The sequence below is a fragment of the Bauldia litoralis genome (assembly GCF_900104485.1).
GTDB lineage: Bacteria > Pseudomonadota > Alphaproteobacteria > Rhizobiales > Kaistiaceae > Bauldia > Bauldia litoralis.
The window spans coordinates 41,980-65,029 of sequence record NZ_FMXQ01000001.1 but is presented as its reverse complement, the minus strand read 5'-3'; the positions used below and the strand labels follow the sequence as shown (position 1 = coordinate 65,029).

Below are 23,050 nucleotides of genomic sequence, written 5' to 3'. Positions count from 1 at the left end.
GCCGCGCCAAAACGCCCTGCCGCATCGGTTACTGGATCCCCTTCCCTCGGCCCTTCGGGCCTTGCCGGGGATGACAGTCTAACCTCGCAACCCGTCGTCTACGGTGGCGGCGTCGCCCGGCCCCAGGTGCGCTGGGCGGTGACGATGCCGGCGATGATCAGGGCGTAGCCGACGCCGTGGAACCACTCGGGGCGCTCGCCGAGGAACAGGATGGCGCTTACCGATCCGAAGACCGGGATGAGGTGGAAGAACTGGCCGGCGCGGTTGGCGCCGATCAGCTCGACGCCGCGGTTGAAGAAGAAATAGGACAGGATCGACGGGAAGAGGATGACGTAGAGGATGACGCCGAAGGCCGCCGGCGTCGGGTCCATTCGGTAGCCGGCGCCGTATTCCATCAGGAAGAGCGGGATCATCATCACCGCGCCGGCGGCGATGATGAAGGTGAGGAAGGACAGGAAGTGGATCGCCGGCCGCTTCCTGAGCAGGACGGTGTAGATCGCGTAGACCGCCATCGCGGCGACCAGCCAGATGTCGCCGACATTGAGCGACAGGTGGAGCAGGATGTCGAGACGCCCCTGGGTGACGATGACCAGCACGCCGACCAGCGAGATGAGGATGCCGATCAACTGGGCTCGGGTCAGGCGGTCGCGAAACAGGATCAGCGACCACAGGCCGACCAGCAGCGGCCCGCTCGACTGCATCAGCAGCGCGTTCAGCGCCTGGGTATAGTTGAGGCCGGTATAGGCCATGGTGTTGTAGAGGGTGACGCCGGTCAGGCTGAGGACGATCAGCATCGGCAGGTGGGCGCGGATCGTCGGCCAGTCGTGGCGCAGGTGACGCCAGCCGATCGGCAGGAGAATCAGCGCCGCCCCACCCCAGCGGATCTGCGCCAGTGTCGCCGGCGGAACCGTGCCGGCAATGAACCGGCCGAGGATGATGTTGATCGACCAGAACAGCATGGCGAGCGACAGGAGAAGGTAGGGACGGTCCAGCATGGACCGGCCGCGGGCAGGGCTGGCATCCACGTGATCAGTCTCCTGGCGTTTCCGGCGCCCCGACTACGACGGGCCGCCGTCGGAGTAAAGCGCGGCCGGCGGGCGGATCGGCTATGCTTTGATTAAAGTGCGAATCGTTTGGTGCGGGCGACCTAAGCAGTCGCCGCGAGCGATTCGCGTGTCTATAGTGCGCCCGCCGGGACCGGCCGGGGCCGGGGCAGGCAGTTTATTGCGCGTTCGAGACGGGGGATCGTCATCTAAATGGCCAATGTGGTGGTTGTCGGCTCGCAGTGGGGCGACGAAGGCAAGGGAAAGATCGTCGACTGGTTGTCGGAGCGGGCCGATTTCATCGTCCGCTTCCAGGGCGGTCACAATGCCGGCCACACGCTGGTCATCGACGGCGTCAGCTACAAGCTCAGCCTGCTACCCTCCGGCGTCGTGCGGCCGGGCAAGATGTCGATCATCGGCAACGGCGTCGTCGTCGACCCGATCGCGCTGATCGCCGAGATCGACCGGCTGACCGGGCAGGGGGTCGCGATCTCGCCGGACAACCTGCGAATCGCAGAGAATGCGGCGATGATCCTGCCGCTGCACCAGGAACTCGACGTTGCGCGGGAAACCGCGAATACCGGCACGCGCATCGGCACCACCGGGCGGGGCATCGGCCCGGCCTATGAGGACAAGGTCGGCCGTCGCGCGATCCGGGTGATGGACCTCGCCAATCGCAAGACCCTCGAATTGCGCATCGACCGGCTGCTGACGCACCACAATCCGCTGCGGCGCGGCCTCGGGCTCGCCGAGATCGATCCGGCGACCGTGCTCGCAGACCTCCTGGCTGTGGCGCCGCGCATCCTGCCGTATGTCGCATCGAGCTGGCGGTTGCTCGCCGAGGCGCGTCGCGAGGGCAAGCGGATCCTGTTCGAAGGCGCGCAGGGCATCCTGCTCGACATCGACCAGGGCACCTATCCCTATGTCACCTCGTCCAATACCGGGGCGGGGCAGGCGGCGACCGGATCTGGCCTCGGGCCCGGGGCGATCGACTACGTGCTGGGAATCACCAAGGCCTACACCACCCGGGTCGGCGAGGGGCCTTTCCCGAGCGAGGACCATGGCGAAGCCGGTGAATTTCTTGGCCGGCGCGGCCACGAATTCGGCACCGTCACCGGCCGCAAGCGACGCTGCGGCTGGTTCGACGCGACGCTGGTGCGCCAGAGCATCCAGACGTCGGGGATTGACGGCATTGCCCTGACCAAACTCGATGTGCTTGATGGCCTTGAAACCATCAAGATTGCAGTGGGATATCGCCTCGACGGCGAGGAGATCGATTACTTCCCCGCGGTCGAGGATGCTCAGGCTCGGGTCGAGCCGATTTACGAGACGATGGACGGCTGGCAGGATTCGACTGCCGGCGCGCGGACGTGGAACGATTTGCCGGCTCAGGCGATCAAATACGTCCGCCATGTCGAAGAACTGATTGGTGCGCCGGTGGCCTTACTTTCGACAAGCCCCGAGCGTGAGGATACAATTCTGGTTCACGATCCTTTCCAGGGCTAGGGATCGCACGACAAGAGGGCCCTGTCGGCAGGGCGAACACATGGCCGAATACTATACTGTACTGAAGAGAGCGATTTCCGGAATCGATCCGAAGCTGTCGGACGCGCGCCGGACCGTCTATGACAAGGCGCGCAACGCGTTGATCGGTCAGCTCAAGGCTGTCGATCCGCCGCTGACGACCGCCGAGATTTCGCGGCAGCGACTCGAACTCGAGGAAGCGATTCGTCGCGTCGAGCGCGAAAGCGCCGCCGGACTCGGGTCGCCGCCCCCTCAGGCGCCACCGCGACCGCCGCCGCAATATGCGGCGCCGCCGATCGCCGCGCGCCCGGCACCGTCGCCGACCCCGCGCAGCGAGGCGCCGCGCGGCGAGGGCCAGTCGAACCCGCAGGATGTCTTCCGGCGGGCGATCCAGGAAGCCGGCATGCGCGGCGATGCCGCTGGCCGCGAACCGGCGGAGCGCTCCCGCGTCACCGCCCGCGTCGCGGCCGCACGTCACAGCGCGACCGCGCCCGATCTCAAGCGGCCCGGCAGGCCTGCCGACGAACAGCGGCCGGCGGCGCGCGAACCCGTGCGTCGGACGCCGCCTCCGCCACCACCGCCGCCCGAGCCGCAGGACGAGCCTGCCCAGTTCGAGCGATACGATCCGTCGGAGGAATACGTTCCGGCAAGCGGATACCGGCTGCCGGCCTCGGTCCCGGCCGAGACCCGCAATCCGGAGCCGTCGATTGCTCCCGAATACGACCAGGAATGGGATGAAGCCGGCGACGCCGAGCCGGCGCCCGTGCTGCGTGCGCAGCCCGGACCGCAGGTCGACAGCCGCGACCGGCTCGCCTTCACCCAGAAGAAGCGCCGCGGCCGCGGCAATCCGGAGGCCGAGGCGCCCGAACCGGATTTCGACGAAGACGCCAAGCCACGCCGCTCGCGGTTGCCGGGGCTCATCCTCGCGATCCTGATCATCGGCGTGGTCGGCGGACTGGGTGCGCTCGGCTGGTCGCAGCGGGCCGTTCTTACGGATCTGCTGGCCTCCTTCGAATCGAGCACTCCGCCGGCGATCAGCGAAGCGCCGTCCGAACCGGCAGTCCCGGCTGCGGATTCCGGCAAGAACGACGACCGGCTGCTTGCCGGCGATGCGCCGGCCGCGGATGTCCGCACCGTCGGGGCGCGGGAAGATACGGCACCGGCGATGGCGGCGGCGCCCGCCGCCGATTCGGTTCCGCAGGCACCGGCGGCTCCCGCCGCGGGCGATCCGCTCGTTGCCCAGAAGGCGATCCTCTACGAGGAGCCGGTCGGCGATGCGGGCGACGGCGCCGGCGTTACCGCGATCAACGCGGCCGTCACCTGGCGGTTCATCAACGACGGGCCGAACGGTCCGGAAGTCGAGGCCCGGCTGGACGTGCCGGAGCGCGACATGTCGGTGCGCTTCTCGTTCCACAAGAACTCGGACGAAACCCTGCCGGCCAGCCACCTGATCGAGGTGACGGTCGATACGCCGGCCAGCTTCCCCGGTCAGGACATCACCGAAGTGCCACGGGTGGTGATGAAGTCGAGCGAGGAAGAGCGCGGCCAGCCGCTGGTCGGCGCAGCGGCGAAGGTTGCGGACGGTTTCTTCTGGGTGGCGCTTTCGGCCAACCAGAACGATATTGCCTCCAACGTCGCGCTGCTTCGGGCCCGCAACTGGATCGACTTGCCCTTCGTCTACGGTACCGGGCAACGGGCGATCCTGACCTTCGAGAAGGGAACCCCCGGCGAACGCGTCTTCGAGGAAGCGTTCGCGGCCTGGGGAACCGGCTGACCGCGCAGCGTATAGCTGCCTCCCGACCAAGCGGCTTGCCCTTTGGCGCGCCGCCTGCAATGCTGATGACTTGTTCCGAGGGGTGCTCGTTCGCGAGCTGAGATGGCCTGAAGGCCGAACCCTTCGAACCTGATCCGGGTCATGCCGGCGAAGGAACGGAACGGGTATCTCCGACGCCCTCGTTTTGCATGACCGGATCGCTTTGGGAGAGGCGGTTCTACGGTCGATGACGTTCGCGGCGGAGACAATTTCCGACAGTTCCGACCATGGCAGCGGGCGATGATCGTCGTCCGCGCCTTCTTCGTCGCGCTCGGCCTTGTCGTGGTCTGGCAAGCGATCATCGTCGTCTTCTCGCCGCCGTCCTTCATGCTGCCGTCGCCGCTCAGCGTCTTCGAGGCGCTGCGCGACCGGCCGAGCCTGTGGCAGGTCGATGCCGTGACCACGGCGACCGAGACGGTGATCGGGCTGATCGCCGGCACCGCGCTCGGCGTCATGCTGGCGCTGCTGATGAGCTTCATCCCCCAGACCAAGCGGATGCTCCTGCCGATGATGGTGGTGAGCCAGGCGCTGCCGGTCTTCGCCATTGCGCCGCTGCTGGTGCTGTGGTTCGGCTTCGGGCTCGCCTCGAAGATCGTCATGGCGACCATCGCCATCTTCTTTCCCGTCGCCTCGGCCTTCAACGACGGCCTTGCCCGGACCGACGGAAATCTTCTCGACATCGGCCGGCTCTACGGCGCCAGCCACGTCCAGCAGGTGACGCTGCTCAGGATCCCCTCGGCGCTGCCGGCGCTGGTCACCGGGGTGCGGCTCGCCGCCGTCTATGCGCCGATCGGCGCGCTGATCGGCGAGTGGGTCGGCGCCTCGTCGGGGCTTGGCTACGCGATGCTGCAGGCCAATGCCCGCTCGCAGACGGCGGTGATGTTCGCCTGCCTGTTTCTTCTCGCCGCGATGTCGGTGCTGTTGCGCGCCGTCGTCGATCTTTCCACCCGCAACCTGACCCCCTGGGTCCCGGAAACCGAATGATGGGAATGAAAATGCTTCGCAAATGCTCCGCTGCCCTTGTCGCCATGGCGCTTTTCGCCAGTCCGGCCGTCGCCCAGGACAAGGTGACCGTGCTGCTCGACTGGTTCGTCAATCCGGACCATGCGCCGCTGATCATCGCGCAGGAGGAGGGATATTTCGAACGCCACGGCCTCGACGTCGAACTGATCGCGCCGGCCGACCCGAGCGCGCCGCCGCGACTGGTCGCCGCCGGCCAGGCCGACATCGCGATCACCTACCAGCCCGACCTGATGCTGCATCTCAACGAAGGGCTGCCGCTGGTCCGCTTCGGCACGCTGATCGAGACGCCGCTCAATGCGCTGATCGTGCTGAAGGACGGGCCGGTCAAGTCGTTGGCCGATCTCAAGGGCAAGAAGGTCGGCTATTCGATCGCCAGCATCCAGACCGCCTATCTGGCCGAGTTGCTGAAGTCGGTCGGGCTGACCGCCGACGATGTCGAACTGGTCAACGTCAACTTCAACCTGGTCAGCGCGCTGCTTTCCGGACAGGTCGATGCGGCGATGGACGGCTACCGCAATTTCGAACTGACGCAGCTCGATATCGAGGGCAAGCCCGGCGTCGCCTTCTTCCCGGAAGAGCACGGCGTGCCGATCTATGACGAGTTGATCTTCGTCGCCAAGTCGGACCGGCGCGATGATCCAATGCTCGGTCGCTTCATCGCGGCGATCGAGGAGGCGACGATCTTCCTCACCAACCATCCGGAGGAGGCGCGCGACATCTTCATGGCGTCGAACGCCGATCTCAACGACGAACTGAACCTTCGCGCCTTCGACCTGACGCTGCCGCGCTTCGCCAAGCGGCCGGCCGCCTTCGACGCCGGGCGCTACGAGCGGTTCGCCGAATTCCTCATGTCGCATGGCCTGATCGACGAGGTGCTGCCGGTCGACGGCTACGCGGTGGCGCCGCGCTAGCGCCAGAAAAAAGGCGATTGCCCGGTGGGGCAATCGCCGATCTGCGTGCGCGCCCGCCGATAGCGGCGGACAGGCGTAAGGGCCGCTAGGAGGCGAACTCGACCTTGCCGGTGTCGAGGTCGTAGACGGCGGCCGCCGTGCCGAGCTTGCCGGAGGTCTTCAGGTCCGAAAGGATCGGGCCGGCGGAAGCCGCATAGGCGGCGTTGAGCTTGGCATTCTCCATGGTGGCCGCAGCGAGCAGATCGTCGGGCTTGGCAGCCATTGCAGATTCGACGGCCGGCTTGAGCGCGTTGGCCAGGCTCGGAAGGTGACCCGGAAGTTCGGTGCCATTCTCGATGACGTCGATCGTGGCGACGACCGCGCCGCAGGCCGTATGGCCGAGGACGACGATCAGCTTGAGGCCGAGAACCGCGGTTCCGAATTCGAGACTGGCCAGGCCATCCTCGTTGATGAAGTTGCCGGCAACCCGGACAACGAACAGGTCGCCCGGTCCCTGATCGAAGATCAGCTCCGGCGCGACCCGCGAGTCGGCGCAGCTGACGATCGCCGCGAACGGGGCCTGGCCGGCGGACCGCTTGCTGCGGTTGACCGAGAAGTCCGTATTGATCGGCTTGTTGGCGACGTAACGGGCATTGCCTTCGATCAGGCGCTGCAGCGCCTCCTCCGGCGAGACCGGCATCGCTTCCTCCGCGTGGGCGGGGGCGGAAGACATGTCGAATCCGGCCGTCGCGGCCAGGGCAAGGGCGGCTCCGCCCCCGCGAATCAGGTTTCTGCGGCTAAGTCCGCTGGCAACGCATTTCTCGCACATGGGTTTCCTCCGATGATGGAGCGGGCAGATTGCCCGCAAATCGACTATGAACAGATTAAGATCGCAGACGAAATTGCATTTAGGCGCCGAGTGCGCCACCGCCGTCGACGACGATGTCCTGCATGGTCAGGTAGCTCGAACGATCCGACAGCAGGTAGGCGACCGCGTCCGCGATCTCCTCCGAACGCGCCAGCCGGCCAATCGGTACGCCGACGCGGAACCCGTCGAGGCTGCCCTTGATCACCACCTCGGGCGTTTCCATCGTCGCCATCAGGCGCTGGACCATGCCGGTCTCGGTGACGCCGGGGGAGACGCAATTGACGCGGATGTCGTGCGGCGCCATTTCGAGGCCCAGGACGCACATCATCTGGGCGACCGCCGCCTTGGAGGCGCAATAGGCGCCCTGGCCGATGCGCGGCGTGCGGGCGGCCGTCGAGGCGACGGCGACGATCGATCCGCGCTTGCGCGGCAGCATCCGCTTCGAGACGGCGCGGGCGACCAGGAAGGCGGCGCGGACGTTGACGTTGAAGGTCGCGTCGAAATCCTCGTCGCTGAGTTCGGCGATCGGTCCGAAGCGCTGGATGCCGACGACATGGGCCAGGCGATCGATCGGGCCGAGCTTGTCCTCGGTTTCCGCGACGCAGGCCTCGACCGCGGCGCCATCGGTAACGTCGAGCGGGAAGGTCAGGACGTCGCCGCCGAGTTCACCGGCCATTGCCTTGAGGCCGTCGCCGTCGACATCGGCCAGCGCCAGCTTCATTCCGGCGCCGTGCAGCTTGCGGGCGACGCCTTCGCCGATACCCTTCGCCGCTCCCGTGACCAGTCCGACCGTTCCCTTGAGACCGGCAAATTCGTCCGACATGATTGCTCCCCGCTTTCGATGATTTGATCAGGGCGCAACGTTTAGCGGTCGGGGACGGCGACGAAAACCAAAAAAAGGCCGGGTTGTGCGCCCGGCCTCGTTTCGCGTCGGTTCAGCCGGCCGATTGGTCGGCCATCGCCTTTCCAAGGTCGGCGACCTGGCCGCGGGCCGGGTAGTCCTTGGCGATGATCGCCGTATCGAGCGCAGCGATCAGCGGGGCGAAGTGCATCCGCACGAAAGGCATGGTCTGGACGATGGCGGCGTAGAGGGTGCCGTCGGGCCGGACGAGGAAGACGCCGGGCTCGGAAAACAGCGCCGGCTCCTCGATGCCGATCGAGGTCATGCCGCGGCCGGTCGACATGTAGAGGCCCCAGCGGCGAGCCTCTTCGAGCGGCAGGTCGTAGCCGATGGCGATGTCGCCGAGTTCCCAGTCCGCCTTGCTCTGCTCGGCGCGGTCCTTCGGGTCGCAGGAAAGCGCCAGGATGCCGACGCCGCGCTCGGCGAAATCGCCGGCCTTGCGGTTCAGCTCCTGAAGCTGGTTGCGGCATTGCGGGCAATGGGCGCCGCGATAGAAGTTGAGGAGGGTGAAATGCGCCGGCGTCTGCTCGGCCAGCGTCCAGTCACCGCCGCCAACCAGCGGGACCGACAGCGCCGGGACGGGCTGGCGCGGGATGAGCGGTACGAGATCAGTCATGTCGGTTCCCTTCGGGGCCAAGGCGGTCGAAGTTAGCGACATAGAGGCCCGGGGCGGCGATGGGAACCGCCCCGGGCGTCACTTCGGCGTGAACCGACGGTCGTCAGGCGGCCTTCGTGGCATCCTTGCCGAGGACGCTCCAGTCGTAGGCTTTCGCCCAGTCGGCGAAGCGATGCCACTTCACCTCGGGGAAATCACGTCGCAGGGCATCGATGTCGGCCGAGTAGCCGACCTTGCCGAACCATTCGAACATGATGGCGAAGTCCTCGCTCTGCTGGCGCACCATGTCGAGCGGGACGTCGAAGTAGTTGAAGGCCCGGCCGGTGGCGGCGGACAGAGCCTCGGTCAACTGATCGCCTGTCAGCTCGTCGCCGGCAATGTCATAGCGCTTGCCGAACACCGCCTCGCGCTTCTCGACGAGGGTGGCGACGAAGGCGCCGATATCCTCGACCGCGACCTGCTGCAGCGGCTTGGTCTTGTCGAGGGCGATGGCGACATTGCCGTCACGCAGCGCGTCGACCATCCACGCGGCGACGAGGTTGTCCATGAACCAGACCGGCGCGCTGATCGTGTAGTCGAGGCCGCTTGCGGCGAGGTGCTGCTCGACAGCGTATTTGCTCTCGAAATGCGGGATGCCGGTCTGCTTGTCGGCCGAGGCGACCGACGAGAAGACGACGTGGCCGACGCCGGCGGCCTTGAGCGCATCCACGGCGGCCTTGCCCTGTGTGGCCTCGCCGGCACTGCCGACCTCGAAGGACGTGCTCATCAGGAAGGCGGTGTCGACGCCGGTGGCGGCGGCGGTGAGGGTGGCGGGGTCGTTGAAGTCGCCTTCGCGGACGTCGACGCCGGCGGCGGCGAGCGCCCTGGCGGCATCGCCGGCGGGGTTGCGGGTGAGGGCGCGGACCTTGTGGCCGCGGGTGAGAAGGGCGCGGGCGACGGCGCCGCCCTGCTGGCCGGTGGCGCCGGTAACGAAGACGGTGAGCTGGCTGGTCATGATCGTGAACTCCGCTGGGTTGTGTCTGGAGACCGTGATCTAGGTCATCGCCAATTGACCCACTAGCGGCTATAATTGGAAATTACTGTTCCGTTTTCAGCTACAATAGGATCGCTGCGTGGATCTCAACGACATTCCGATTTTCCTGAAGGTGGCGGAGACGGGGAGCTTCACTGCGGCGGCGCGCGGCCTCGGCCTGCCGAAGACGACGGTCAGCCGCCGGGTGGCGCGGCTGGAGGATGCGGTCGGTATCCGGCTGTTGCAGCGGACAACCCGCTCGCTCAGCCTGACCGATGCCGGGCGGCGCTATTTCGAGGAATGCAGCGTGGCGATGGCCGCGGTCGACCAGGCCAACCGGCGCACGGCCGAGATGCAGGAGGAGCCGAGCGGCACCATCCGCATCTCGGGCCCGGCCGATACCGGCTTCCTCGCCGACACGGTCACCGATTTCATGGCGCTCTATCCGAAGGTCAGCATGGAGGTCGTGCTGACCGACCATGCGCTCAACCTGGTCGAGGAGGGGATCGACGTGGCGATCCGCGCCGGCCAGCTCGCCGATTCAAGCTTGGTGGCGCGCAAGCTGGCGCCGTCGCGGCGGGCGTTCGTCGCCAGCCCGGATTATCTCGCGACGCGCGGCGTTCCAGAGGCGCCGGCCGATCTCGCCCGGCACGACTGCATCGTCTTCGGGCGCACGATCGAGGGGGCGACGTGGCTGATTCGGGGCGCCGAGGGGCCGGAAACCATCGCGGTCCGGGGCCGCATCGCCGTCAACACGGTGCAGTTCGCCATTCGGGCCGCCGCTGCCGGCCTTGGCGTGGCGCTGATCCCGTCGCCGCTTGCCGGGCTGGAGATCCGGCAGGGCCGGCTTCGCACCGTGCTCGAGGCCTACGAGCCGCCGCATGGCGGCCTCTACGCCGTCTATCCGAGTAATCGCCACATGCCGGTTGCGGTGACCACCTTCGTCGACTTCTTGGCGGAGCGGACGGGGTGGCTGCGGGCGACCGGCGCGATGTCACCGGAGGGGCCGCCGCCCGCCGATGGAGCGGAAGCGGCCGACGTGTCGCTGACGCGGCGACCCTGAACGGCGCCGGCGGGAAGCGGTGACATGAGCCGGATACAACAAGGGCGACCGTCGTCTCTTCCGAGACAGGCGGTCGCCCGATCGTTGTCTCGTCACCCGCCCGAGAGCGGGTGAGCGATCGCGTCGTGCCGAAGCTAGGCGGCCTCGATCTCGGCGCGGGGGCGCTCGAGTTCCTTGGCGCCCTTCTTGACGGCCTTCTGGACCTTCTCGAAGGCCCGCACCTCGATCTGGCGCACGCGCTCGCGTGACACGCCGAACTCGGTGGAGAGCTCTTCCAGCGTGATCGGATCCTCCGACAGACGCCGCGCCTCGAAGATTCGGCGCTCGCGGTCGTTGAGGACGTCCATCGCGTCCTTGAGCAGGGCGCGCCGGCTGTCGAGTTCCTCGCTCTCGGCGTAGAGCTCTTCCTGGCCGGGGCTCTTGTCGACCAGCCAGTCCTGCCACTGTCCGCCGCCATCGTCCTCGGTACGCAGCGGCGCGTTCAGCGACGCGTCGCCGCCGAGCCGGCGGTTCATCGAGATAACGTCGTCCTCGGGCACGCCGAGCTTCTCGGAGATCTCCTTGACCTGGTCCGGCCGCAGGTCGCCATCGTCGATGGCGCTGATCTGGCCCTTGACCTTGCGCAGGTTGAAGAACAGCCGCTTCTGGTTGGCGGTGGTGCCCATCTTGACCAGGCTCCACGAGCGCAGGATGTATTCCTGGATCGAGGCCTTGATCCACCACATGGCATAGGTGGCGAGGCGGAAGCCCTTGTCGGGTTCGAACCGCTTCACCGCCTGCATGAGGCCGACATTGCCCTCGGAGATGACTTCGCCGATCGGCAGACCGTAGCCGCGATAGCCCATGGCGATCTTGGCGACGAGCCGGAGATGGCTGGTCACCAATTGATGCGCGGCGTCGCGATCCCCATGTTCCTTGTAGCTCTTGGCGAGCATGAACTCCTCGTCGGGAGCCAGCATCGGGAACTTGCGGATTTCGGTCAGGTAGTGCGAGAGGCCGGATTCGCCGCTCGCGATAACAGGCAGACTTGTACGGGCCATGATCTGGCGCCCCTTTCTCCCCCGGCATGTCCGGCGGGAACAGTCGCCGTGCCTCCAGCAGGCCACGGCAAATAGCTCATATAGGTATGATGCTCGCTCGAAAAAACGCCCTCTTTGCGGCGATCGAGATTACATTTTGTTCACAATGACTTGAGCGCATCGGTTAAAGCGATCATGTCGGCTGGCGGCGGTCGCTCGAAATGCAGCGCCTCATGTGTGGCGGGGTGTTCGAAGCCGAGCCGGAAGGCGTGCAGCGCCTGGCGCGGGAAGGCGGAAACCACACTTCGTGCGGGTTCGGGCAGTCGTGCCGCCTTGGTGGCGAAGCCCGCGCCGTAGCCCCGGTCGCCGATCACCGGATGGGCGATCGAGGCGAGGTGAACGCGGATCTGGTGGGTGCGGCCGGTCTCCAGCCGGCACTCGATCAGCGAGGCGATCGGCGGCTTGCCGGCCGCGCCATATCGCTCGGCAACCGCAAAATGGGTGATCGCGTGGCGGCCGCCCGTGCGCTTGATCTCCATCTTCTCGCGGTTCTGGTTGGACCGACCGATGGCGGCGTCGATGATCCCCTTCGTTCGCTCCGGCACGCCCCAGCAGAGCGCCATATAGGCCCGCTCGAGCGGGCCCTCGCGGCCATGATCGGCGAATTGCGCGGCGAGGCCCTGGTGGGTGCGGTCGTTCTTGGCGACCACCAGAAGCCCGCTGGTATCCTTGTCGAGACGGTGGACGATGCCCGGCCGGGCGACGCCGCCGATGCCGGACAGGCTGTCGCCGCAATGGCGGATCAGTGCGTTGACCAGGGTGCCGGAGTGGTTGCCGGCGCCGGGGTGAACCACCATGCCCGGCGGCTTGTCGATTACGATCAGATCGTCGTCCTGGTAGACGATGTCGAGGGCGATCGCCTCGCCGGCGGGAATCGCCGGCTCCGGTGGCGGCACGGTGACGATGACCGTCTCGCCCGGTTTGACCGGCCTTTTCGGCTCCTCTATCGTCGCGCCGCCGACCGACACCATTCCCGAAACGATCAAGGCCTTGGCGCGGCTGCGCGACAGATCGGCGACCGCGCCGGCCAGCCATGCGTCAAGGCGGGCGCCGGCATCGGCCTCGTCCACGACAACCTCGATTTTCGACTCGAACGCACCGGCTGACATGGCTGACCCACACGACGAAGAAGAAAAGCCGCTCGATCCCGCCGTCGCGCGGGTTCAGGAGCGGTTGCGCCGGCTGATGCTGATCGCCGGGCTGACCCTGGGAATCGGCCTTCTCGCCGTCCTCGCCGGGATCGTGTACCGCATTGTTATCACGGATCCAGGTGGATCGGCGGCGCTGCCAAAGGACGCGGCAACGCCGACCGTCTCGCTGTCCGGCCTCGGGTTGGCGCCGGGGGCGCGAATCGTCTCCTCGGCGATGGACGGCAACCGCCTGTCGCTGACCTATGCGGACGACGACGGGACCAGCGTCGTCATCTTCGAGATGCCGGCGATGACAGTCGTCGGCCGGTTGCGGGTGACGGCCGACTGACCGCGGGGTTCTGGCGACCGCGCGAATGCGGTATGACTTCGGCCATCACGACGGACAGGCGCGCGGGGGGCAAGCCAGGGTGCAGCGCAAACGCGGACAGGGCGGGCCGATCCCGACGACATTCGACGGCGCCCTGGCGGCGATCGTCGCCGGCTTCCTGCTGTTCGCGACCTACCTGACGCTGCAGCCCTTCATTCCGGCGATCCTGTGGGCGATCGTGTTGGCGATCGCCGCGGCACCCCTGCATGCCTGGGTGCTGCGAAAGATGCCGGCCAGGCGCAAGCTGGCCGCGACGCTGACCAGCATCTTCCTCGTCCTCGTGCTGGTGGTGCCGGCGATCGGGCTGACCCGCGGCATCATCGCCTATACGCCGGGGCTGATCGCCTGGGTCGACGCGGCCTCGACCAGCGGCGTCGAGACGGCGCCGCAGAGCATCAAGACGCTGCCATGGATCGGCGACTTCCTGAGCCGCAACTGGGAACTGATCGCGTCCGAGGGCAAGACCTACGTCGCCCATTTCAGCGCCGACATCCAGGAATGGCTGGTCTGGGGGCTGAAGGAGGTCGAGAATGTCGGCCTGTTCATGTTCGAGATCGCGCTCGGCGTCGTCCTCGGCGGGGTCTTCCTCGCCAACCGCGACCGGCTATCCTCCTTCGCTTCGACCTTCTTCCACCGCGCCGGCGGCGACCTCGGCACGACGCTGCTCGAGCGCGGGGTGCGCACGACGCGCAGCACCGTGCGCGGGGTTGTCGGCAGCGCCGTCGCGGAAGCCATGGTCGCGGCCGTCGCCTACCTGATCGCCGGGGTTCCGGCCTGGCTGCTGCTCGGCGGGCTGACCTTCTTCGCAGCACTCGTCCAGGTCGGCGCGCCGCTTGTGTGGATCCCGGTGGCGCTGTGGCTGTTGGCCCAGAACGAGCTCGGCTGGGCGATCTTCATCGTCCTGTGGGGAATGCTCGTCGTCTATCCGGTGGAAAACCTGTCACGGCCGATCCTGGCCGGACGCGATGCCGAACTGCCGGGGCTGCTGATCTTCGTCGGCGTGCTGGGCGGTCTGGTCGCCTGGGGGCTGATTGGCGTCTTCCTCGGGCCGGTGATCCTCGCCGTCGCCTATGACCTGATCCGGGAGTGGTTCCGCGCCGAGCCGGGCGAGCCACCGGAGGAGGAGCAGCCGGTCGATCCTCTGCCCTAGGGGCGCGCAAGGGAGATGCAAGACACGGCTTGAAGTGGGGCCGGCCGATGACTATAAACTGCCCCACTGGTGCTGCTCCCTTCGTCTAGCGGTTAGGACGCTGCCCTCTCACGGCAGAAACAGGGGTTCGATTCCCCTAGGGAGTACCAGTCTCCCCATCACCCATGATCTTCTTGCGAAGCGCCCGCGCTATCGCTGCGCCGATGATTGGCCGACGACGCCTATCGCGGCATCTCGAAGCGGAGCGGTGCGCGGATCGCGACGGAGTCGCCGAGCGATGCCGGCGGCGGGGGGAAGGGCTCGGCGCGGCGGACCATCGATCGCGCCGCTTCGTCCAGAATTTCCGAGCCGCTTGACCGCACCACCGCGATATCGCCGGCCCGGCCCCTGCGGTCGATCATGAAGGCGACGGTAGCGGTCCCCTCGAGGCGGTCGCGACGCGCGCCGTTCGGGTAGAAGCGGTTGGCCATCAGCTTCGCCGCGACCTGGCTGCGATAGCGGCTCGCCTGGGGATCGCCCTGGCCGAGGCCCTGGCCGCCACCGCCGGCGCCGCTGCTCGCCGCGCCCGCGTCGGACGGGGCGGATGCCCGCTTGGGCGGTCGCGGCTTTTTCGCTGCAGGGGGCTCCCACGGCGGTTCGACGGCTCGCGCGGCCGTCTCGACCGGCGGGGTTGGTCGAGGCGGCCGGGCGCGCGGTTGCGGCGGCGCAGGCATCACGGTCGGATCGACGTCGGGTTCGGCCTCCGGTTCCGCCGCATCGGCTGGTGCGGGCTCGTCGGGGTCCGGAGGATCGGTCGGCTCGTCAGGAACCGGCGGTTCGGTATCGAGGGGGGCGGGCTCGGGCGGCTCCGCTTCGTCCGGCGGTGGATCGACCGGTTCCGGTTCCGCCTCGGTCGGCGGTTCGGGAGGTTCCACCGATTCCTCGGGCGGTTCATCGGCGTCTGCCTCGCCGTCGGAGGCGAGGCTCGGCAGCGACGGGACCGACTCGACCAGCGTCACCGGAATCCCCTCGATGAAGACCAGGTCGTCGCCCTCCCCGGCCGTCCGCTCCGTACTGCCCAGCGTGAAGGTCGCGGCGGCGATCAGGACGACATGGACCGCCAGCGACAGCAGGCCGGAGGACAGCCATTGGTGTCGCCACCAGGTCCCGGCGCCGTCCGCCATCCATCGCGGCAGGACCCGGGACACGGCGGGACGAAAGAACGATAGCGGCTTGTCGGAACGCACGAAGGGGGCACGGCCATTTGGGAGCGGTGGAGCGCGTCCATCCGCCGGTTTTACAGTAACTACAATGTATTTTACGAATGCGTATGATGAAATTGAGTGTATTGCAATAACGTATCGTGCGTGCGATGCACTGATTCCGCATATTCGAGTCTTTATTGGAATTAGAATAAGTGTAATGAAAGAGCCGTCAGTAAAAATGACTCAAGATGATGAGCGACGGGGCAAGCGGCACGTTGTTTGCGTTTCCGATGGTGTCGTGGACAGTCAAGAACTATTCCAGAAAGATCGTGAAATCCGTATCCGTCACGGAAATCAGACGTATCGCCTGCGATTGACCGGCCTCAACAAGCTTATCCTGACGAAGTAGGAACGAAGTCATGTGTCGACATGTATTTGGCGGAGCTGCCATGCTTATGGTTGCGCTCATTGCACCCGCGCTTGCCGCCGAAATCGCGCCGCGAGCGCCCGTCGCGGCCGATGCCTCGCGGATCGTGGCGATCGGCGGCACCGTCACCGAAGTGCTCTATGCGCTGGGGCTCGAGGACAGCGTCGTCGGCGTCGACCTGACCAGCGATTTTCCCGAACGCGCCGCCGAGAAGCCGAAGGTCGGCTACATGCGCGCGCTGTCCGCCGAGGGCGTGCTGGCACTGGCGCCGACCCTGATCCTCGCCATCGAGGATGCCGGCCCGCCGGAAACGATCGCGGTTCTCGAATCGGCTTCGGTTGCCTTCGTCCGCGTTCCCAAGCCGGGCACCGCCGGCGAGGTTGCCGACACCATCCGGCTGATCGCCGACACGGTCGGCGTTCCGGACAAGGGCGCGGCGCTCGCCTCCGCCGTCTCAGCGGATCTCGCCACGGTCGCGGCGATGCTCGCCGAGGTCGATGCGCGGCGACGGGCGGTCTTCGTGCTCGGGCTGAACGGCGGCGCGCCGCTCGCCGCCGGAAGCGATACCGCCGCCGCCGACGTCTTCGCGCTGGCGCGCATCGACAACGCGCTGGCCGGCATGCAGGGCTACAAGCCGGTCAGCGACGAGGCCGGGGTCGCTGCCGCGCCGGACGCGGTCGTGCTGATGGCGGACCAGACCCACGGCCTGAGCGACGATGTCGTGCTGGCCGCGCCGGCCTTTGCCGGCACGCCCGCGGCGCGGGACGGGCGGCTCATCCGGGTGAGCGGCAGCTACCTGCTGAATTTCGGTCCGCGCACCGCTCATGCGGTCCGCGATCTCGCCGCCGCGCTCTATCCCGAACTGGCGCTGCCCGCGCTGCCCGAGCGGCCATGGACGGCCGACGCGGCCGGGCGCGACTAGCGCAAGCCGGGCCGGCATGACCGATACAGCGGCAGTTGGTGCGCGACCGCCCGGATTACTGCCGGGGCGGTTCGGGCTTGCGATTGCCTGCACCGCCGGTATCGCGGTCGTCGCGGCGCTGGTGTCGCTCGGCGTCGGGCCGGTCGGCATTGCGCCCGACCGGGTACTGGCGATGCTCTTCGGTGGCGTCCAGGGCGATACGGCGACGGATCTCCGCGACGCGGTGATCCTCTTCGACATCCGCCTGCCGCGCACCGCGCTGGCCGCACTGGTCGGCTCGGCGACCGCCGTCGCCGGTGCGGTGATGCAGGGCCTGCTCCGCAATCCGCTGGGCGATCCCGGCGTCATCGGGGTCTCGGCCGGGGCCGCGCTGGCCGCCGCCCTGTGGATCGTCTTCGGCGCGTCGCTTGCGGCAACGCTCGGCGGCTGGGCCGAACTCGGCCTGCCGCTCTCCGCTTTCCTCGGTGGGCTGGCGATGACCGGCATCCTCCAGCTCGTCGCCACCCGCGACGGCCACACATCGGTGGTGACGGTGCTGCTCGCCGGTATCGCGCTCACCGGGTTCACCGGCGCGATGACCGGGCTGCTGGTCTTCGTGTCGAGCGACCAGCAACTGCGCGACTTCACCTTCTGGATGCTGGGAAGCCTTGGCGGGGCGACGTGGGACAAGGTGATGCTCGTCCTGCCCTTCGCGGCGGCACTGGTGCTCGGCGCGCCGGCGCTGGCGCGCGGGCTCGACACGCTGGCGCTTGGCGAGGCCGATGCCGCCTATGCCGGGATCGCCGTCGAGCGGACCAAGCGGCTTGCGGTGCTGGCGGTCGCGGTCGGAGTCGGCGGCGCGGTCGCGGTCAGCGGCGTCATCGCCTTCTTCGGGCTCACCGTGCCGCACCTGGTGCGGCTGTCGCTCGGGCCATCGCACCGGCTGCTGCTTCCCGTATCGGCGCTCGCCGGCGCGGCGCTCCTCACCGTCGCCGATGTCTTCGCCCGCACGGTCGCCGCGCCGGCCGAATTGCCGCTCGGCATCGTCACCTCGGCGGTCGGCGCGCCGATGATGCTGTGGCTGCTGATGCGGCGCTTGCGAATCACGGGCTGAGCCGATGTATGTGGCCGAGGACATATCCCGCCGGGCCGGCGGCAAGACCATTCTCGACGGTGTCTCGCTGGCGCTGCCGCCCGGCACGGTCACGGTGCTGGTCGGGCCGAACGGCGCCGGCAAGTCGACGCTGCTGCGGATCATGGCCGGCGGCCTGCCGCCGTCGCGCGGGCGGGTCCTGCTGCATGGCCGCGACCTCGCCGCGTGGCGTCCCGCCGAACTCGCCGGGATCCGTTCGGTGCTGTCGCAATCGACCGGCCTCGCCTTCGGCTTCCGGGTCGAGGACGTGGTGCGGATGGGGCTGCCGCGGCATGGCGTGGCAGAGCCGCCGGCGGCCCTTGTCGCCTGGGGGTTGGAGGTCGTCGGTCTCGCCGACGCGGCGGGTCGCGACTGCACGACGCTGTCCGGCGGCGAGCAGCAGCGGGTCCATCTCGCCCGGGTGCTGGTGCAGTTGAAGGCGACGCCCGCCGACGGCCGCGCCCGATACCTCTTCCTCGACGAGCCGACGACCGGTCTCGATCTGGCGCACCAGCTCCTCCTGCTCGACATCGCCCGGCGGCATGCCAGGGCCGGTGGCGGCGTGCTGGCGGTCCTCCACGATCTCAACCTCGCGGCCCAGGTGGCGGACACCATCGTCGCCCTCGATGGCGGCCGGGTGGTGGCGGAGGGGACGCCCGAGGCGGTGATCACCGACCGCCTGCTGACGCAAGTCTATGGCGTCGACCTCAGGGTCAACCAGGCGTCCGCACGGGTTTTCGTGCTTCCGGTCGCTGGCTGATACGCCTCCTGTTTAGAACTACTATAATATTGATTTTGTTAACGTTTTTCGATTGACTCAAGTGCGGCCCTGGCTAATATGCCGCCACACGCGAGCCGAATAGCCGCGCATCAGCCAGGTCCCGGACCGTTTCGTCGGTCCACCCAGCCAACCGAATCCGTAACAGCAGATTGCCCGTAGCGCGGGGTTTCCCGCGTCGAGCGTTCTGCCGCGTCCTGTCCGATCCTTGACGTCGGGCCGGGCCATGGCTGGAGCCTACGCATGATCACCATCGACGCATCAAACGCCGAGTCCGGCATCGATTTCGAGACCTTCGTCCGCGGCGGCTTCCTCGCCGACCAGAGCGGCGGCGGCTTCCCGGTCTTCGACAACGGCACTGCCTTTGACGGAACCGAGATGTTCCTTGGCTACGGCACCGGGCCGACCGACAAATACGTCCTCGCCCGGGGCGAGATCGCCTATTCCTTCGCCACCCACACGGTCTGGGGCTCGATCGATACGGTCGAATACGGCCGCATCGGCAGCGGCGATTTCGATGACGACGGCGCCTATACCGGCGGCGATGTCCAGCTCCGGATCACCGGGCTCGACTTCGCCAACGCGCAGCCGGCGAATCCGACCGAGGAAAGCGAGATCGAGGCCAACGGCGTCGTTCACAATTTCTCGGTTGCCCACATGTACGGGAACGCCGGCGATCCGGACAAGATGGCGATCTACGCCAACGCCCTCGACAACGAGGCGCAGCACTTCATCGGCTCGGACTTCGCCGACATCTTCACCGGCACCGGTTTCGACGACATCATCGAAGGCGGTGGCGGCAACGATCTGCTCGCCGGCAACGGCGGCAACGACCTGATCGACGGCGGCGACGACTTCGACACCGCAGTCTTCGCCGGAAACTTCGCCGACTATCTCGTCGTTCGCTATGCCGACGGCCGGACGGTCGTCAGCCCCTCGGCCGTCTCGGCCGGGACGGGCGAGACGACGCTGAAGAATATCGAATCCGTCGCCTTTAACGACCAGACGATTGCGGTCGAGGACCTGGCGGTCCTGACGGCGCGCGGCCGGCTGACCATCGACGCCTCGATGTCCGGTGGCGTCGACTTCACCACCTATCTTGCCGCCTATTTCGCCGCGACCGCAGGGGAGGGCAGCTATGCCTTCCACGGTGGCACCATCGACAATGCCTATGGACGCGAATTCTATCTCAACGGCGACCAGTTGAGCTTCCAGTACGCCGCAGCCGACGACCCCGAAGGTGACTCCGTCTATGTCGCCGTGCTCGACGGCGAGGAGATCGCCTACGACTTCATCCATCACGGTTCGGCCTATGGACATGACATCTCGGGTGCCGTCGACGCGATGACCTTTGCCACGATCACCGGCGAAGCGCCGGAATCGGGGCCCGATGCGTTCACCGGCTACGAGGCGGAGATCGTCATCTCCGGTTTCGGACTGGCCGATGCGCCGGATGCGACGGACGGCGAGGTGAACGCGCTCTACGAGGCCTTCATGGGCGCCGATGCGGCGGCGATCGAGGCGCTCCTTGCCCAATATGCGCAGGACTTCCTCGGCTCGGACGGCGACGACACCTTCGTCGGCAGCCAGTTCGACGACAACATCTTCGGGCGCAATGGCAACGACACGCTGGGTGGCAGCGGCGGCGACGACCTGATCAAGGGCAATCGTGGCAGCGATGACCTGAGCGGCGGCGATGGCGTCGACACCCTGGTCGGCGGACGCGGCAAGGACACGCTTTCCGGCGGCGCCGACGCCGATATCCTGGTCGGCGGCAAGGGCAGGGATGTCCTCACCGGCGGTGCCGATGCCGACGTCTTCGTCTTCAAGGGCTTCCGCGACAGCGGCGGCAAGGCGAAGGGGCGCGACAAGATCCTCGACTTCTCCACCGACGACGGTGACCAGATCGACCTGACCGGCTTCGGCGGACTCGATTTCATCGGCGGCAGCAAATTCTCTGGTGACGGCGACGAGCTGCGCGTCGTCGAGCGGAAAAGTGGCGTTGTGGTCAAGGTCGATTCCAAGGGTGGCCCTTCGGCGGACTTCTCCATCAAGGTCATGGGCGCCGATGCCTTGTTCGAGGACGACTTCCTCTTGTGAGAACCGGGGTTCGAGAGAACGCGGCGACGCCGGGCCAGTGGCGCGATGCCCTGGCCCGGTGTGCGCTTGCCGCGCTCGGCCTGTCGATGGCCGACGCGGCGCTTGCCGACGACATGAATCTATTGAGCGGCGGCGTGCTCGACCTCGATGCCATCACCGTCACGGCCAGCCCGGGCGGCGAGCCGGCCTATGGCGCCTTGTCGCCGACGACCATATGGACGCGTGGCGCGCTCGAACCGCTGCAGGCGGACACCGTCACCGAGGTCCTGACCCTGATCCCGAGCGTCAATACCCAGACGACCCCGGCCGATGCCGGCACGGCGGTCAGCGTCCGCGGCCTTCAGGATTTCGGCCGGGTCAACGTGCTGGTCGATGGCGCCCGGCAGAATTTCCAGAAGAGCGGCCACGGCGCCAACGGAACCTTCTTCTTCGATACCGAGATGCTGCGCGCCGTCGACGTGACCCGGGGACCGACCTCGGGGGTCAATGGCGGCGGCGCGATCGGCGGCGTGGTCAGCTTCTCGACGCTTGATGCCGACGACGTGTTGCAGGGCGGGGAGACGGTCGCCGCCAGCCTCAAGGCCAAGGCCGAGAGCAACCCGGAGTCGATCCTCCTGCACGGCGAGGCGGCGGCGAGGCTCAGCGACCGCGCCGATGTCGCGGTCGCCGGCACATGGCGCGACGCGGGTGATTACACAAGCGGCAACGGCGAAGAGGTCGTCGCTGCGCAGGACATGCTGTCCGGCCTCGCCAAGGCCCGATTCACCCCGGACGACGACCAGGAGATCACCCTCTCGGCGCTGCACTATGACAGCGGCTTCGACAGCGCCTTCTCGGAAGCCCTGACCAGCCGCGCCATGAGCGATACCTTCACGCTCGGCTACCATTGGGACCCGACGGCAAGCTGGGCCGACCTGACCGCCAAGATCTATTACACGTCGACCCGGCAGGAGCAGAAGGCCGACGACGGACGGACCCGTTTCGAGATCGGAACGCTCGGAGGCGACCTCCACAACACGTCGCGCTTCGTCATCGGATCGATGGCGCATGAACTGACCTATGGCAGCGACCTCTTCCACGACGCGGTCGAGACCCGCGATCCGCATGGGACCAGCGACGACCTGACGCCGTCCGGCGACCGCCTCGTCTACGGCGCCTTCATCGAGGACCGGATCGCGGTGACCGAGCGGGTCGAGCTGGTCGGCGCGCTGCGTTACGACGGGTACGATCTCACCGGCGACAACATCGCCAATTCCGGCGGACGGCTGTCGCCGAAGATAACCCTGGGCTACACGCCCTTCACCCCGGTCACCGTCTACGCCACCTATGCCGAGGCCTATCGGCCGCCGTCGCTGACCGAGACGCTGATCGATGGCTTCCATCCGCCGCCGGTGACGGCCGGGCGCTTCCTGCCCAACCCGGATCTCAAGCCGGAGGTGGCGCGCAACATCGAAGCCGGTGTCGACTTCGCCTTCGACGGTGTCGTCGGGCCGTCGGACTCGCTGAACGTCAAGCTCGGCGTGTTTCACAACCGGGTCGAGGACTATATCGAGCAGGTCTTCGAGTATTTCCCGATCCCGGGCGGCTACCAGTATCAGAACATCGCCGAGGCGACGATCCAGGGCTTCGAGTTCGAGGCCCGGTACGATGCCGAGCGCGCCTTTGCCGGCCTCTCCGGCCAGGTGATGGGCGGTGTCGACAGCAGGACCGGCGACCAGCTGACCAGCGTGCCGCCGAACCGGCTGACGGCCATCGCCGGGATACGCGCCCTCGACGGCGACCTCGAGGCCGGCACCCGCATCACCTTCGTCGGCGCCAAGCGCGACGCCGAAATGCTCGGCCTGGTCGGCGATCCGTACCAGACGGTCGATCTCTTCGCGACGTGGAAGATCAATCCGCGAACGGATGCTTCGCTCTACTTCGCCAACATCTTCAACGAGCAATACACGCAATATCCGAACGGCAGCCCGAGCCCCGGAATCAACGCGAAAGTCTCCCTGACCACCCGGTTCGGCAGCTAGCCGAGGC

21 protein-coding genes, 1 tRNA gene and 1 riboswitch are annotated in these 23,050 nt (G+C 67.4%); of the genes, 14 read left to right on the top strand and 8 right to left on the bottom strand.

The genetic code is table 11. From position 1 onward, the window contains the following. Positions 1 to 98 precede the first annotated feature (98 nt). Positions 99 to 1,025 (bottom strand): DMT family transporter, encoded by a 927-nt coding sequence (locus BLT60_RS00305; RefSeq protein WP_342028549.1) that lies wholly within the window; start codon positions 1,023 to 1,025, stop codon positions 99 to 101. A 231-nt stretch (positions 1,026 to 1,256) separates the two neighbouring features. Here BLT60_RS00305 and BLT60_RS00300 point away from each other — a divergent pair, with 231 nt between their 5' ends. The 4 genes from BLT60_RS00300 to BLT60_RS00285 all read left to right on the top strand — a co-directional run bounded on the left by BLT60_RS00300 (position 1,257) and on the right by BLT60_RS00285 (position 6,314). Next, positions 1,257 to 2,549, top strand: a complete 1,293-nt coding sequence (locus BLT60_RS00300; protein WP_090874227.1) for an adenylosuccinate synthase — start codon at positions 1,257 to 1,259, stop codon at positions 2,547 to 2,549. A gap of 40 nt (positions 2,550 to 2,589) precedes the next feature. After that, positions 2,590 to 4,341, top strand: coding sequence for a hypothetical protein (locus BLT60_RS00295; protein ID WP_090874226.1), 1,752 nt, complete (start codon positions 2,590 to 2,592; stop codon positions 4,339 to 4,341). A 68-nt stretch (positions 4,342 to 4,409) separates the two neighbouring features. After that, a riboswitch (TPP riboswitch) is annotated at positions 4,410 to 4,514 on the top strand. 106 nt (positions 4,515 to 4,620) lie between these two features. Continuing rightward, the gene (locus BLT60_RS00290; RefSeq protein WP_090874225.1) at positions 4,621 to 5,364 is read left to right on the top strand and encodes an ABC transporter permease; all 744 of its coding nucleotides are present in this window, start codon (positions 4,621 to 4,623) and stop codon (positions 5,362 to 5,364) included. Between the two features lie 11 nt (positions 5,365 to 5,375). Beyond that, positions 5,376 to 6,314: an ABC transporter substrate-binding protein gene (locus tag BLT60_RS00285; protein WP_090874883.1), complete on the top strand. Its 939-nt coding sequence runs from the start codon at positions 5,376 to 5,378 to the stop codon at positions 6,312 to 6,314. A gap of 85 nt (positions 6,315 to 6,399) precedes the next feature. Here the strand turns inward: BLT60_RS00285 and BLT60_RS00280 are convergent, their stop codons facing one another. The 4 genes from BLT60_RS00280 to BLT60_RS00265 all read right to left on the bottom strand — a co-directional run bounded on the left by BLT60_RS00280 (position 6,400) and on the right by BLT60_RS00265 (position 9,672). Next, on the bottom strand, positions 6,400 to 7,122 hold the full coding sequence (locus BLT60_RS00280; protein ID WP_090874224.1) for a carbonic anhydrase: 723 nt from the start codon (positions 7,120 to 7,122) through the stop codon (positions 6,400 to 6,402). Positions 7,123 to 7,201: 79 nt separating this feature from the next. After that, on the bottom strand, positions 7,202 to 7,984 hold the full coding sequence (locus tag BLT60_RS00275) for an SDR family oxidoreductase (RefSeq protein ID WP_090874223.1): 783 nt from the start codon (positions 7,982 to 7,984) through the stop codon (positions 7,202 to 7,204). Positions 7,985 to 8,096: 112 nt separating this feature from the next. After that, the gene (locus tag BLT60_RS00270) at positions 8,097 to 8,678 is read right to left on the bottom strand and encodes a peroxiredoxin-like family protein (protein ID WP_090874882.1); all 582 of its coding nucleotides are present in this window, start codon (positions 8,676 to 8,678) and stop codon (positions 8,097 to 8,099) included. 103 nt (positions 8,679 to 8,781) lie between these two features. After that, positions 8,782 to 9,672: an NmrA/HSCARG family protein gene (locus BLT60_RS00265; protein WP_090874222.1), complete on the bottom strand. Its 891-nt coding sequence runs from the start codon at positions 9,670 to 9,672 to the stop codon at positions 8,782 to 8,784. A 118-nt stretch (positions 9,673 to 9,790) separates the two neighbouring features. On the opposite strand from BLT60_RS00265, the gene BLT60_RS00260 reads away from it, so the two are divergent. Next, on the top strand, positions 9,791 to 10,753 hold the full coding sequence (locus BLT60_RS00260) for a LysR family transcriptional regulator (RefSeq protein ID WP_090874221.1): 963 nt from the start codon (positions 9,791 to 9,793) through the stop codon (positions 10,751 to 10,753). A 134-nt stretch (positions 10,754 to 10,887) separates the two neighbouring features. On the opposite strand, the gene rpoH is transcribed toward BLT60_RS00260, so the two are convergent. Both rpoH and BLT60_RS00250 read right to left on the bottom strand, forming a co-directional pair. Continuing rightward, the gene (gene rpoH / locus BLT60_RS00255; protein ID WP_090874220.1) at positions 10,888 to 11,793 is read right to left on the bottom strand and encodes an RNA polymerase sigma factor RpoH; all 906 of its coding nucleotides are present in this window, start codon (positions 11,791 to 11,793) and stop codon (positions 10,888 to 10,890) included. A 140-nt stretch (positions 11,794 to 11,933) separates the two neighbouring features. Beyond that, positions 11,934 to 12,941 (bottom strand): RluA family pseudouridine synthase, encoded by a 1,008-nt coding sequence (locus BLT60_RS00250; protein ID WP_090874219.1) that lies wholly within the window; start codon positions 12,939 to 12,941, stop codon positions 11,934 to 11,936. Here BLT60_RS00250 and BLT60_RS00245 point away from each other — a divergent pair. The 3 genes from BLT60_RS00245 (at position 12,940) to BLT60_RS00235 (ending at position 14,649) form a co-directional block, all read left to right on the top strand. After that, positions 12,940 to 13,311: a hypothetical protein gene (locus tag BLT60_RS00245; protein ID WP_090874218.1), complete on the top strand. Its 372-nt coding sequence runs from the start codon at positions 12,940 to 12,942 to the stop codon at positions 13,309 to 13,311. The genes BLT60_RS00250 and BLT60_RS00245 overlap by 2 nt on opposite strands. Positions 13,312 to 13,390: 79 nt before the next feature. Beyond that, complete coding sequence (locus tag BLT60_RS00240) at positions 13,391 to 14,500, top strand: AI-2E family transporter (protein ID WP_175478217.1); 1,110 nt, start codon at positions 13,391 to 13,393, stop codon at positions 14,498 to 14,500. A 74-nt stretch (positions 14,501 to 14,574) separates the two neighbouring features. Further along, positions 14,575 to 14,649: transfer RNA gene (locus BLT60_RS00235), tRNA-Glu, on the top strand. 72 nt (positions 14,650 to 14,721) lie between these two features. Here the strand turns inward: BLT60_RS00235 and BLT60_RS00230 are convergent. Continuing rightward, a complete protein-coding gene (locus BLT60_RS00230) occupies positions 14,722 to 15,726 on the bottom strand; it encodes an energy transducer TonB (RefSeq protein ID WP_175478216.1) in 1,005 nt (334 codons plus the stop codon). A 64-nt stretch (positions 15,727 to 15,790) separates the two neighbouring features. On the opposite strand from BLT60_RS00230, the gene hemP reads away from it, so the two are divergent. The 6 genes from hemP to BLT60_RS00200 all read left to right on the top strand — a co-directional run bounded on the left by hemP (position 15,791) and on the right by BLT60_RS00200 (position 23,043). Continuing rightward, on the top strand, positions 15,791 to 16,093 hold the full coding sequence (gene hemP / locus BLT60_RS24970) for a hemin uptake protein HemP (RefSeq protein ID WP_342028567.1): 303 nt from the start codon (positions 15,791 to 15,793) through the stop codon (positions 16,091 to 16,093). Between the two features lie 40 nt (positions 16,094 to 16,133). Then, positions 16,134 to 17,033, top strand: a complete 900-nt coding sequence (locus BLT60_RS00220) for a heme/hemin ABC transporter substrate-binding protein (protein ID WP_244521090.1) — start codon at positions 16,134 to 16,136, stop codon at positions 17,031 to 17,033. 16 nt (positions 17,034 to 17,049) lie between these two features. After that, complete coding sequence (locus BLT60_RS00215) at positions 17,050 to 18,126, top strand: FecCD family ABC transporter permease (protein ID WP_090874213.1); 1,077 nt, start codon at positions 17,050 to 17,052, stop codon at positions 18,124 to 18,126. 4 nt (positions 18,127 to 18,130) lie between these two features. Further along, the gene (locus BLT60_RS00210) at positions 18,131 to 18,904 is read left to right on the top strand and encodes a heme ABC transporter ATP-binding protein (protein ID WP_090874212.1); all 774 of its coding nucleotides are present in this window, start codon (positions 18,131 to 18,133) and stop codon (positions 18,902 to 18,904) included. A 261-nt stretch (positions 18,905 to 19,165) separates the two neighbouring features. Beyond that, the gene (locus BLT60_RS23935) at positions 19,166 to 21,022 is read left to right on the top strand and encodes a calcium-binding protein (protein ID WP_139167719.1); all 1,857 of its coding nucleotides are present in this window, start codon (positions 19,166 to 19,168) and stop codon (positions 21,020 to 21,022) included. Then, positions 21,019 to 23,043, top strand: a complete 2,025-nt coding sequence (locus BLT60_RS00200) for a TonB-dependent receptor domain-containing protein (RefSeq protein ID WP_090874211.1) — start codon at positions 21,019 to 21,021, stop codon at positions 23,041 to 23,043. Before BLT60_RS23935 ends, BLT60_RS00200 begins: the two co-directional genes overlap by 4 nt. Positions 23,044 to 23,050 lie beyond the last annotated feature (7 nt).

Excerpts from the sequence above, each read along its gene's own strand:
- BLT60_RS00300 (WP_090874227.1), top strand. The coding sequence starts at position 1,257 with ATGGCCAATGTGGTGGTTGTCGGCTCGCAGTGGGGCGACGAAGGCAAG.
- BLT60_RS00295 (WP_090874226.1), top strand. The coding sequence starts at position 2,590 with ATGGCCGAATACTATACTGTACTGAAGAGAGCGATTTCCGGAATCGAT.
- BLT60_RS00290 (WP_090874225.1), top strand. The coding sequence starts at position 4,621 with ATGATCGTCGTCCGCGCCTTCTTCGTCGCGCTCGGCCTTGTCGTGGTC.
- BLT60_RS00285 (WP_090874883.1), top strand. The coding sequence starts at position 5,376 with ATGCTTCGCAAATGCTCCGCTGCCCTTGTCGCCATGGCGCTTTTCGCC.
- BLT60_RS00280 (WP_090874224.1), bottom strand. The coding sequence starts at position 7,122 with ATGTGCGAGAAATGCGTTGCCAGCGGACTTAGCCGCAGAAACCTGATT.
- BLT60_RS00275 (WP_090874223.1), bottom strand. The coding sequence starts at position 7,984 with ATGTCGGACGAATTTGCCGGTCTCAAGGGAACGGTCGGACTGGTCACG.
- BLT60_RS00270 (WP_090874882.1), bottom strand. The coding sequence starts at position 8,678 with ATGACTGATCTCGTACCGCTCATCCCGCGCCAGCCCGTCCCGGCGCTG.
- BLT60_RS00265 (WP_090874222.1), bottom strand. The coding sequence starts at position 9,672 with ATGACCAGCCAGCTCACCGTCTTCGTTACCGGCGCCACCGGCCAGCAG.
- rpoH (WP_090874220.1), bottom strand. The coding sequence starts at position 11,793 with ATGGCCCGTACAAGTCTGCCTGTTATCGCGAGCGGCGAATCCGGCCTC.
- BLT60_RS00245 (WP_090874218.1), top strand. The coding sequence starts at position 12,940 with ATGGCTGACCCACACGACGAAGAAGAAAAGCCGCTCGATCCCGCCGTC.
- BLT60_RS00250 (WP_090874219.1), bottom strand. The coding sequence starts at position 12,941 with ATGTCAGCCGGTGCGTTCGAGTCGAAAATCGAGGTTGTCGTGGACGAG.
- hemP (WP_342028567.1), top strand. The coding sequence starts at position 15,791 with ATGTATTTTACGAATGCGTATGATGAAATTGAGTGTATTGCAATAACG.
- BLT60_RS00220 (WP_244521090.1), top strand. The coding sequence starts at position 16,134 with ATGCTTATGGTTGCGCTCATTGCACCCGCGCTTGCCGCCGAAATCGCG.
- BLT60_RS00215 (WP_090874213.1), top strand. The coding sequence starts at position 17,050 with ATGACCGATACAGCGGCAGTTGGTGCGCGACCGCCCGGATTACTGCCG.
- BLT60_RS00210 (WP_090874212.1), top strand. The coding sequence starts at position 18,131 with ATGTATGTGGCCGAGGACATATCCCGCCGGGCCGGCGGCAAGACCATT.
- BLT60_RS23935 (WP_139167719.1), top strand. The coding sequence starts at position 19,166 with ATGATCACCATCGACGCATCAAACGCCGAGTCCGGCATCGATTTCGAG.